7 protein-coding genes are annotated in these 11,744 nt (G+C 57.2%); 3 read left to right on the top strand and 4 right to left on the bottom strand.

Annotated features, from left to right (window positions below):
* Positions 1-28 precede the first annotated feature (28 nt).
* A complete protein-coding gene (locus ROO76_20720; GenBank protein MDT8070591.1) occupies positions 29-322 on the bottom strand; it encodes a hypothetical protein in 294 nt (97 codons plus the stop codon).
* A gap of 108 nt (positions 323-430) precedes the next feature.
* Between ROO76_20720 and ROO76_20715 the strand changes: the two genes are divergently transcribed.
* The gene (locus tag ROO76_20715) at positions 431-1,435 is read left to right on the top strand and encodes a VWA domain-containing protein (protein ID MDT8070590.1); all 1,005 of its coding nucleotides are present in this window, start codon (positions 431-433) and stop codon (positions 1,433-1,435) included.
* A gap of 84 nt (positions 1,436-1,519) precedes the next feature.
* On the opposite strand, the gene ROO76_20710 is transcribed toward ROO76_20715, so the two are convergent.
* The 3 genes from ROO76_20710 to gdhA all read right to left on the bottom strand — a co-directional run bounded on the left by ROO76_20710 (position 1,520) and on the right by gdhA (position 7,327).
* The gene (locus ROO76_20710; GenBank protein MDT8070589.1) at positions 1,520-2,569 is read right to left on the bottom strand and encodes a hypothetical protein; all 1,050 of its coding nucleotides are present in this window, start codon (positions 2,567-2,569) and stop codon (positions 1,520-1,522) included.
* A gap of 102 nt (positions 2,570-2,671) precedes the next feature.
* Complete coding sequence (locus tag ROO76_20705) at positions 2,672-5,815, bottom strand: PEP/pyruvate-binding domain-containing protein (protein ID MDT8070588.1); 3,144 nt, start codon at positions 5,813-5,815, stop codon at positions 2,672-2,674.
* Between the two features lie 174 nt (positions 5,816-5,989).
* Positions 5,990-7,327, bottom strand: coding sequence for an NADP-specific glutamate dehydrogenase (gdhA, locus tag ROO76_20700; protein ID MDT8070587.1), 1,338 nt, complete (start codon positions 7,325-7,327; stop codon positions 5,990-5,992).
* An 845-nt stretch (positions 7,328-8,172) separates the two neighbouring features.
* On the opposite strand from gdhA, the gene ROO76_20695 reads away from it, so the two are divergent.
* A complete protein-coding gene (locus ROO76_20695; GenBank protein MDT8070586.1) occupies positions 8,173-11,535 on the top strand; it encodes a carboxypeptidase regulatory-like domain-containing protein in 3,363 nt (1,120 codons plus the stop codon).
* A 14-nt stretch (positions 11,536-11,549) separates the two neighbouring features.
* Positions 11,550-11,744, top strand: a 195-nt coding sequence (locus ROO76_20690; protein MDT8070585.1) for a hypothetical protein, incomplete at its 3' end; no start/stop codon positions are given.

Here is an 11,744-nt window from a genome sequence, read left to right as displayed (position 1 = left end):
GAAATCGCCTTACCATAAACAATCGGTACTACTGTTTCTTCTCAATCTCCCATTCACCCGTTCGCCGTGCTTGTTCGACTTCTTCTTCGACCTCTGCTAATGCACTCGAAAGGGTCGGGTGCATGATAAATGTCATGTCCTCGATCTCCTTGAACGTTGTGAAGTATTCGTGCGGTTCGTCAGAACGCCACCGCTTCACAAGGAACTGGAGATGGAATGGTGAAGATGATTCTAGGGCCGCGATCTGATCGTAGATCGGGCCAGATTGGGCGGGACGAACTTTTCGCAAGATGTAGTGCCTGTGAACCTTGATCGTATCCATCTCTGTACCAGTATTGTCCCGCAAAAGAGATTGTTAGTGGGATATCTCCATTCCATAAACATTGGCAGATCGAGCCCCGAATCAGATTGCCTATAATCATTACGTCGAATGCGAGCAGCCGTTTTCACAATCGTTGTACTGCTTGCGGCAACTTCGGTTGCTCAAGCGCCCACGTTTCGTTCTCGGGCGAATGTGGTCTTAGTCCCGGTACTAGTGACCGACAAAAGAGGGCAGGCCATCTACGGCCTGCACTCTCGGGACTTCATCGTCGAGGATGATGGAGTTCCCCAACAGATTCATCTCGACCCAGCAGGCGACGAAGAACCAGTTTCAGCCGTAATTGCAATTCAGCAAGGTCGAAGCGCCCCGTTCGAATACCGGAGAATGGGTGGGCTGGATACGATGGTTGAGCCAATCCTCAATATCCCAAACTCAACGATAGCAGTTGTCGGGTTTGACGATTCCATTCACCTGATGACGAACTTCACGAGTGACCACAAAGTGGTTGCTGCCGATCTCAAGCAGATTCTGAGTAAGCAGTTGGGGCGCTGGTATCCTCAGCCCGGCGAAGGGGGCGCAGCCATTCTCGATGCGGTGAAGTATTCGGTAAACCTTCTGCGTCGGGCACCAAAGAGCAGTCGTCGGGTACTCCTATTGATCAGCGAAACGCGTGACCATGGCAGCAAATTCGCAAAAATAGATGATGTTATCCGCGCTATTGGAGACAGCGACGTGTCGGTATTCGCGCTTGCGTTTTCACCGTCGAAGACCAATGTGCTGGATACTTTGCGAGGCAACAACAATGATCGATGGGTTCCTACACCCGACCTGCTGTACCCAGTGCAGGAGGTCGCACAGGCGCTAAGAAAGAATGCCGCGAAGGAGACGGTGCTTCTCACTGGAGGCGAATACGCGACATTTAAATCGCGGAATTCGTTCGATGCTCGCCTCAACGACTTCACGAACCATCTATACAGCCGTTATCTGCTCAGTTTCGAACCAAGAGCACCGCACCCCGGCCTGCACCATCTTCATGTAAGGGTAACAAGTCCGGAGCAAGTTTCTGTGGCGGCAAGGTCTGTGTATTGGGCAACTGCAAATACTGAGCGGTAAATCCCCTTATCACTCATCAACCAGACTGGGAATTATCCCTTCAACAATGTGGATTCACCGACTGGTTGATCCTCCGCGTAGCGATTACTTCTCCAGTTTCTTTTCCAACAGCAACATGTGGTGGCTCTCGGAAGTGTTGCGGCAGTTGACTAAGACGAAGCCGTCGGCCTGATCGTTACGGATGTCCTTTTCGGCACTGCCGACGCGCATAGTTGCGTGCAGGCGGTATTCGTAGTGCGCGGGTGAGGCGGAGGCATCGTGCTCCGCGATTACGAATGTACGATCCTTGAGGAGGATCATTGTGTGTGGCCGGTAACGGTAGCCCTCAAGCGACTTCCCGTTAAGTTCCTTTTCTATATTGCCGGGCATGATGGCCTTGAAGAAGGCGTACTGGTACTGGGCGGTGTCGGCGGCTTTCGCCATTACGAGATTGGCGGTCTTGTAGCTGGTGGTCTTGAAGCTGAGGAGGCGATAGCCTTTGGAGGCGAGGTCGTTCACCCTGGACAGGGTGGCATCAAACGTGGAGTCGGAGAGTTCGACGGTTTCGCGTGCTGCATCGTCGGGGACCCTGGGCGGTTCGTCGGCGGCTGAGAGCGGTGGCTTCAAGACGATGAACTTGGTTGTGTCCACGAGCGACTCAGCGAATTCGCGGACGACGTTTTTCGAATTGCCTCCGCCAAAGCCGCTGCTGAGTGTACCGACGACCTCGTTCTCCACGATGAGGGCGTTGGTTGCAGCGTCGACATATTGCACGTAAGCGTAAATCTGGGTCTGTGCGCCGGGATTGAAGGCTCCGCCGAAGTAGCGTCCTTTGCGGCTGCCTGCATGAAAAGCAGTGATGACACCCGTCATGCGCAGTACGGGCGAGGCTGGAAGTGAGGGATCGGTTGTTTGACCGATATTGGTGGGAGCGGTGGATACGCGGTCGAAAAGCTTCGATTCCTGGAACTGCGAGACGATCTCCTGCGGGAGCGCCGTAAAGTAGTCCGCGGGCAGGTCTACGCCCTTCTCGATTGTGAAAGCACCTACTTCGAGGTTGCGATATTTCTGTTTGATCGTGTTCTGGGACTGGTCGGAAGCAGCGGCAAAGACAGAGAAAGCGATGAGAAGCAGAAGCAGAGAATTCTTACGCACGAGGGGACCTCCCGATGCGAACCTGCGGACTGAAATAAAAGCAAGCTTATGAGACGGGTGCAGTGAGTCCGAACACGGGGGCGTGTGATGCCGGCGGAGATCTCAGGCATCAGGCTTAAAGATCATTCCCTGGCTGGTCTTCCCATTCATTACCACGACGAGCGGATGATCGAAGTGCAGATGGCGGACGCAGCTGTCTTCTTCCACGGCGACGCTTGAGGCGAGCCAGTCCCAGTCGACGAAACCTTCGCCGGCGTCCGGATTGACGGTGAAGTAGCCGACCTGGAAGGCGGTGAGGTTCTGGAAGAAGTGGCTGCCTTGCGAGGGGGTGACGCGGAAGTCGCGGAAGCCGGCTTCGACGATGACGCGGGCGCCGGAGATCTGGTCCCACTCGACCGGAATTCCGAGCCAGGGATCGTTCGAGCCCCAGCGGCCGACGCCGATGAGCAGGTAGGGCGTGCCTGAGTCGGTGAGCCTGGCGTTGAGTTGCGCGACGCTTTCAGCGACCTCCTGGCTGCGCGCGCGCTCGAAGCGATGCAGGTCGACGACGATGGCGTCGCGGAGGTCGGCGATGCGTCCGTGTCCGAGCACCTTGGAGCTTTGGCAGACGAGGTGCGAACGATCGACTTCCTCCATCCTTAATTCTTCGCCTTCACGAGAGAGCACGAGCGGACGCATTTGCAGGAATCCGAAATCGGCGGGATCGCCTGCGTAGCGCGGCATTCGTACGGCAAACTCGACTTCCACGGGACGTCGCAAGGCTTCTTCAGCGATCCGCATGAGTTGATCAAGAAGCGCGGGAAGAGGGAAGACTCCGTACTTGAGGATGGGCGCGAAGGAGACGATGCGCGCGCCGGGACGGCTCATGCCGTCGTAAACGGCATGGTTGTCGGCCGAGTAGGTGGAAGCGACGTTGTGGAGCGTGCCGTCGGATTCGGCGGCGGAGATCGGGAAAGAGACTTCGTGAAGGTGAGGCGTGTGGTCGACGGCTTCCTGGTGCGCCGCCATCTGTCGTCGCGCATTCGCGCGACTCGTGGAGAAAGGGGCGGCGTCTTCCCCGCACTCACGTGCGGGGCTACTTTCTCGGAGCAGAGCCGACGAGGTCTCGGGAGTATGCATCGCGGCGTGCGAGACGCCCGCCTGCACCGTCGGCGAGGCGCCGACGCCACGAAGATCGGAATGATGGTTGAGTTCGAGGGCCCAGAATTCGTTCTGCGAGTTGTTGAGGATGTCTTCGACGGATGAGAACTGGATGAGGTGTTGCGGGTAGCGCGGGCAGAAACTGAGGCACTTGCCGCCATCGACGACGGTGCGGCCGAGACCGAGCGCGACCGTGGCGATGCCGTCTTCCACGGTGATGGGCGGGACAGGATAGAAGTTGCGGGTGCGGACAACGCCGGAGAAGTCGGGGTAGAAGCGCTGCCCATGGGCGCTGCCGACGACCTGCTGAATGATGACCGCCATCTTCTCTTCTTCGAGACGATAGGGAGTTGCGCGGACGTATCGCTTTGCGTGCTGCGAAAACGTGGAAGAGTAGACGCGCTTGATGGCTTCAAGGAGTTCATCGAGGCGGACCGAGAGGTCGGGATGCTGGTTGGCCAGCATGTAGGTTTCGTAGACGCCGGTGAAGGGCTGGTATTGCGAGTCTTCGAGGAGGCTCGAGGAGCGGACTGCGATCGGATAGTGAACGGTGTTGAGGAAAGCGAGCAGGTTGTCGCGAATGTCGGACGGGAATTGCGCGTCGAGGAACCGCTCGGCGATCTCGTCGTCGTTGTCGCACTGGATGGCGAAGTCGTGGAGTTGGTTCTCAGCGAGGAAGCGGTCGAAGATTCCGGTGGCGAGAACGAACGATGGCGGCACGGCGATGCGGATGCCGGGGAATCGCCTGGCGAGGCGGTGATTGTGAAGGAGGTGACGGACGAAGGCGAGGCCGCGAGCTTTGCCGCCGAGCGAACCAGAGCCGATGCGGAGGAAGAATGCGTCGGTGGGAGTGAAGGATGCGGCGTTGAAGTCGCCGACGAGGACCTGGCTTTGCTCGTGGCGGTATTCGGTGATGGAGTCGATGAGGTCGCGGCGAAGGGCCTCGATGCTGGGGAAATCGGAGACTTTGCGCGGGCGGAGCTTTTGCGCGACGGTGAATTCGGTGCGGGCGCGGAGCCAGTGCGAGAAGTGATTGCGCGCGCTGTGATAGGCAATCGATTCGTCAGGGACCTCGTGGAGGAGCTTCTCGAGTTCGTTGAGGTCGCGGGCGCGCGCGACCTCGCGGCCGTCGGGCATGCGGAAGACGAAGTCGCCGAAGCCGAGTTGTTCGATGAGAAACCGGCGGAGATCGTTGAGTAAAGTTGGCGAACGCTTACGCAGGAATGAGCAGCCTTCTTCGAGAGCTCGCGGCTGGAAGGCGGTGCGGCTGGACTGGAGAACGATCGGCGCGTCGGGGACGATGGAGCGAACTTTGTCGGCGAGCGAGAAACCGGATTCGGGCGAAAGCTGGCCATTACGCGGGAACTCGACGTCGGAGATGACACCGAAGAGATATTCGCGATATTGCATGACCAGAGACTCGGCTTCCTCGTAATTGGAGCAGAGGAGAATCTTCGGCCGCGCGCGGAGACGCACGAGCTTGTGCGCGACGTTGAGGCCTTCGGAGATCAGTCGGCGCGACTGCGTGATGAGTTCGGTGTAGATGACGGGCAGGAACGACGAGTAATAGCGGATGTTGTCTTCGACGACGAGCATTACGGGGACGCCCATGACCTGGGTGTCATGGAGAACGTTGCGCTTGTCTTCGACGTACTTGACGATCGAGATGAGGATACGGATGTTGCCTTGCCAGAGGAAAATGCGGTCGATGTCGGTGACGGGATTGCGCGCGCGGAAATTCTTGATCTCGCGGTAATCGTAAGCGAGGACGACGACGGGGACGTCGAGACCGGTGGCTTTGACTTCGCGCGCGAGTTGCGCGGCGTCCATGTCGCCGAGTTCGAGATTGGTCACGATGAGGTTGAAGCGCGGCTGGCGTTTTGCAAGTTCGAGGGCTTCGGCGCCGCTGGAGACGTGAGTGATTCCCGGAATGTGCTGAAGGTTGAGTTCGAGCGATTCGCCGATCATGAGCTCGTTCAGGCGGCCGTCTTCGCGCAGGATGAAAGAGTCGTAGAGGGAAGAGACGAGCAGGATGTCCTGCACGCGGAAGGGCATGAGGTTTTCGAAGCGTTCGAAGAGTTGTTCGGCGGTGTTAGCGATTAGCATTCAGCACTCAGCAGTCAGCATTCAGCTAAAGCGAGTAATTAGCCGAATAGCAACTACAAAAGACGCAATCCGCCATCCGCAAAACGGCGGTCCAACAAAACTGCGGGGTGGAAGTATTTTCCACCCCGCGGGAATGCAATGTACAGAAGACTTCGCGACGCGAGTCTCTGCCGGTTACACGAGGCCCTGATCGAGCATCGAGTTGGCGACCTTGAGGAAGCCACCGATGTTGGCGCCGTTCACGAGATTGCCCGGGGTGCCGTACTTTTCGGCGGTCTCGAAGCAATTCTTGTGGATGGCGATCATGATCTTGTGCAGCCGGTCGTCGACTTCTTCGCGGGTCCAGTTGAGACGCATGCTGTTCTGCGACATTTCGAGCCCGGAGGTAGCGACGCCACCGGCGTTCGCGGCCTTCGCGGGACCGTAGAGGACGCCAGCCTCGATGAACATGCGGGTGGCTTCGAGGGTGCTCGGCATATTGGCGCCTTCGGAGACCAGCTTGCAGCCGTTCTTGATGAGGTTAGCAGCGTCTTTGCCGTTAATTTCGTTCTGGGTTGCACTCGGGAACGCGCAATCGCCCTTGATGTTCCAGATCGGATTGTGGTCGAGCTTGCCGTCAGTCGGCATGTAGACGGCCTTCTTGTAGACCTCGGCATACTGCGAGATGCGTCCGCGCTTGGCGTTCTTGAGGTCCATGATGTAGGCCAGTTTTTCGCGATTGATTCCATCGGGATCGTAGATGACGCCGTTGGAGTCGGACGCGGTGACGGGCTTTCCGCCGAGATCGAGCAGCTTCTCGATGGTGTACTGTGAGACGTTGCCGGAGCCGGAGACGAGGCAGATCTTGTCCTCAAAGGTCTGCTTACGGGTCTTCAGCATCTCGTCGGCGAAATAAACGCAGCCGTAGCCGGTGGCTTCGGGACGGATGAGTGAGCCGCCCCAGTTGAGGCCTTTGCCGGTGAGAACGCCGCTGAATTCATTGCGAAGACGCTTGTACTGGCCGAACATAAAGCCAATTTCACGGCCGCCCACACCGATGTCGCCAGCCGGGACGTCAGTGTCGGGGCCGATGTGACGCTGGAGTTCGGTCATGAAGCTCTGGCAGAAACGCATGACTTCCGAGTCACTCTTGCCCTTGGGATCGAAGTCGGAACCGCCTTTGCCGCCGCCCATGGGAAGAGTAGTCAGGGAGTTCTTGAAGACCTGTTCAAAGGCGAGGAATTTAAGGATACCGAGGTTGACCGAGGGGTGGAAGCGGAGTCCGCCTTTGTAGGGGCCGATCGCGCTATTCATCTCGATGCGGAAGCCGCGATTGACCTGGACATTGCCATGGTCATCGAACCACGGAACGCGGAACATGAGTACGCGTTCGGGCTCCGTGATGCGCTCAAGAATTTTGTGCGAAATGTATTCGGGGTGCCGCTCCAACACGAGTCGGAGAGAGTCGAAGACTTCCTGGACGGCCTGATGAAATTCGGGCTCGGCTGGATTCTTCGCCTTGACCAGGGTCATTACTTCCTTGACGTAGTCGCTCGGTGTCTTGATGACGGCCGGCGGCATTATGCCAGCACTCATGTGAATTCTCCTTGAGTCGCAGGTCGCAAGTCGGAAGTCGAGAGCGGTAGAAGATGAGCTCGCGACTTGAGAGGTGTGACTTGGACTTTTCAGTTCTGCGCAATCAGAACTTGCGCGAACAGGGGCATTACAGGCGCGGCGGATAGTCGCGGCTGTGATTGTTATCACCCGAACTAGTGACAGATGTTGCGGGGGACAAATTCATAGAAACGGCTCTTCGTGATTCGTTCTTCGTGCTCCTGCCGAATCGAGGTTTGCGAAACAGTTGCGGGGCCGGGGCTGATTCTTTTCGTTGCGCGACGGGATACGCGGCGGACATGATACGCCGAATCGAGTGTGATTGCTCAGCGTTATTGCGAGCAGTTGGCGAATCGCAACATCCATGGAAGGGGTTTGAGGGAAAACGACGCATGGGAGACTTTGCTGCGGCACTGAAGTGGAAAAAGAGAATCGCTTGGAAAGCCTTGCCAGACACTGGTTTGCGAGAATTGCGATTTCATATTTCATAGCTCTGAGGTAGCACGACTCCCAAAAAAAGTAAGCCGAGATCACGCTCCGGATATTGGCTTAATCTTTTCAGCAACTTAGGGCAGACACTTTGGTTTGAGAATTGCAATCGGAGTAGATGGTGAATGGTGATTCATTCACCTTTCAGGTTGGTTTGCAGTTGCAGTTGGGTACATAAGTTGGGCTCGGGTCCTGGGCATTCATAGCAAGTCTGTTGTCCTCATTGCCTGAGTTCTGGCACGCGCTCAGTTGGAAAACCAGGAGGATTCATTCATATGAAGTACAGCAAGGGTTGGACCCTTGTAATGTGCTTGCTGGCAGTGTGTCTGCTGGCAGCTACGGCGCTCGGACAGTCGCTCGTAACGGGCGATGTAGCGGGCACCGTGACCGATCCGACTCACGCCGTCATTTCGAACGCAACAGTGACGGTGAAGAGCCTGGATACGGGTGCGACGTATACAGCTACGACGAACGAGATGGGGTTCTATCGTGTCGGATTACTGAAGCCCGGACGCTACGAGGTTTCCGTCGAGCAGTCGGGTTTCGGAAAGACGGTACAGAATTTCAACGTTCAGGTTGGCATCACGGCGACGGTAAATCTCACGTTGTCGGTGGCGAAAGAATCGCAGACGGTCGAAGTGACGGACGTGGCGCCGCTGGTAAACACCAGCCCCAGTCAGAACACTTCTTTCACCGCGCTGGAGGTTTCTGAACTGCCTTCGGCTGGTGGCGATGTGACGAACATCGCATTCACGGCCCCGGGTGCAGTTGTGAACAACCAGGGCGGATACGGAAACTTCACGGTCAACGGCTTGCCGGCGACGTCGAACCTGTTCACGATCAACGGCGAGAACAACATGGATCCGTACTTCAACATTAATAACTCAGGCGCGAGCAACTTGAGCCTGGGCAGCAATGAAGTACAGGAAGCGACGGTGGTCGCGAATCCGTACGGCGGACAATATGGGCAGCTTTCCGGCGCGCAGGTGACGATGGTCACCCGCTCAGGCACGAATGAGTTCCATGGCAACGCGCAGTGGTTATGGAACGGAAGGGCGATGAACGCCAATAACTGGATCAATAACCACGATGGCGCTCCGCGCGCGTTCTCGAATGCGAACCAGTGGGCGGCGGGAGTTGGCGGACCGATCAAGAAGGACAGCACGTTCTTTTTCGTCAACACGGAAGGGCTCCGTTTTGTCATTCCGAACAACGACTACATGGTGATTCCGACGCCGGAGTTTGCGAACGCGGTTCTGGCGAACGTACAGAATCTGCAGCCGAACTCGGCGGCGACGTACCAGCAGATGTTTCAGTTCTGGGCGAATACGCCGGGCGCGAGCACAGCGCAGCCAATTGCAAATGACGACTATTGCAATGGGCTGAACCTGCCTGGTTTTGATCCGGCAACGCAGCACTGCGCGGAGGACTTCACGAGTTCACCGACGGCATTTGCGTCGGAGTGGATTTTGAGCGGCCGTGTGGACCAGCGGTTCGGCGACAAGGACAACGCGTTCTTCCGCTGGAAGATGGACCATGGTTTACAACCGACAACGATCGACCCGGTCGACCCGCGGTTCGATGCAATTTCGAAGCAGCCGTCGTGGGATACGCAGTTGCAGGAAACGCACGTCTTTGGGCCGAATACGGTCAACGCATTTACGGCCTCGCTGAGTCACTACGTGGCGCAGTTCACGCAGAGTCAGCCTCTGGCTTCGGATACCTTCCCGTATGCAATCATCACTTACGGTTCGGTTCCGTTCACGGGCTTCAACGAGATGTACAACTTCCCGCAAGGGCGCAACATTACGCAGTACCAGTTCCTGGACGACTTTACCTGGAACCGTGGTCGTCACAGCCTTAAGTTTGGCGGCAATTTCCGGCGTTACGATGTGAGCGATCACAGTTTCTACTTCAACTATCCGGCAGCTTACTTTGGTTATGTTGGGGATGGTCTGCAGCAGTTTGCGGACGGACTTGCTTACCAGTACCGCAAGACTCTGAACCAGTCGAGCAACGTTCCGATCGCGATGTGGGGGCTTGGGATGTATGCCTCGGACGAGTGGAAGGTAACGTCGAACCTGACGCTGACGCTTGCGATTCGTGCGGAGCGTAACTCTAATCCGGTTTGCCAGACGAACTGCTTCTCCAACTTCACGGGGGACTTCTCGACCCTGGCTTCCGTACAGGCTGGGGCGAATGCCGGCGATGTTCCGTATTCGCAGGACATCCGAAGCGGGCTTCACCAGGCTTTCCCGGGAGTCGACTTCCTGGACTGGTCGCCTCGCATTGGGTTCAGCTGGTCGCCTTTCGGCAATAACAAAACGGTCGTGAGCGGTGGCTTCGGTTTGTTCTACGATTCGCCTCCGTCCGGCCTGGTTGATGACTTGCTGGCCAATCCTCCGGTCTCGGTTTCGATCCGTATCCGTCCGACAGCTGGCACCCCGGCGTTTGACACGACTCCGACCGGTTCGGCGGCGGCGTGGGATGCTTCGGCAAATGCTTTCTCGACGGGCTACCTGGCGGGAGAGAGCTACAACCAGATCAACGCTGCGGTTACGGCTGCGGGCGGAGTCTTCACCGCTCCTTCCTTCACGTCGATTGTCGGAACGATGCACGCTCCGCGGTGGCAGGAGTGGAACCTGCAAATCCAGCGCGAAATCAACCCCTCGACGAGTTTAACGGTGAACTACGCCGGTAACCATGGCATTCACATTCCGTATACGAACGCCTGGTACAACGCGTACGACCCGTACGAACTCTACGGCGGGCTGGTTCCTTATGAACCTACCGTTCCTAATTACGGCACTATCACGCAGGTTATGAGCGGTGCGGTTTCCAACTACAACGGATTGACGGTGAGCTTGCGCCGCCAGATGTCGAAGTGGGTGACGGCGCACGTGAACTACACCTGGTCGCACAACCTCGACGAAGTTTCCAACGGTGGTGTTTTCACTTACGGCGACTCGATTCTCGGGCAAATGCAGCCGGACGGCCTGAAGGCCGGAAACTATGGCAACTCCGATTACGATGTCCGTCACAATTTCAGCGCGGATTATGTAATCAATCCGAGCTTGAACGTTGCGAACGGTTTCCTGAAGAACGTTCTGAACGGCTGGCAGTGGTCGGGCAAAGTATTCTGGCGTAGCGGACTGCCGTTCTCAGTGGTCGACGGTTACTGGAACGGAGCGATCTACAACGGTGGATCGACCATCCTTGCACAGCCGATCGCGGGTGTGACCGGACAGACGAGTTGCGGAAGCGCTGCGGGCGGATCCGATGGATCGTCCTGCCTGAACGCGGCCGCATTTGTCGACAGCACCGCGGATTCGTTCATGGGATATACCGCGTTCTCTTCGCAGAGGCGGAACCAGTTCCGTGGACCCAGCTTCTTCAACATGGACATGAACCTGTTCAAGAACATCAATGTCGGCGAGAGAATGAAATTCGCGGTCGGCGCACAGGCGTTCAACGTGTTCAACCATCCGAACTTCGGCACCCCGGACTACAACCTGTTCGATTCGAACTTCGGAAAGATCACCTCCATGACGACGGTACCGACGAGTCCATATGGCAACTTCCTCGGATTCGACAGCTCGCCGCGCGTGGTGCAGTTGACACTGAAGATGACCTTCTAAACTAGAGTCCAAGTTTGGATTCGGCCCGTGCTGAAAAGCACGGGCTTTTTTGTTTTGCGCGGGGCGTGTTCGCGAAGATGGCCGCTGGGCGTGCCGGGGCAAGGTGGTGGGTGCCGAATAGGGCGCTGGGCGCGGGTTTTGGACGGGAGTTCCTCCTGAATTTCATAGGCCAAAGGGGCGGCACGAAGGTCGAATCCAAAAAAAGGTAT

The sequence above is a fragment of the Terriglobia bacterium genome, from assembly GCA_032252755.1.
Lineage (GTDB): Bacteria > Acidobacteriota > Terriglobia > Terriglobales > Acidobacteriaceae > JAVUPY01.
Note: the sequence above shows the minus strand (reverse complement) of the source record. Positions and strands in the feature narration are given on the sequence as shown.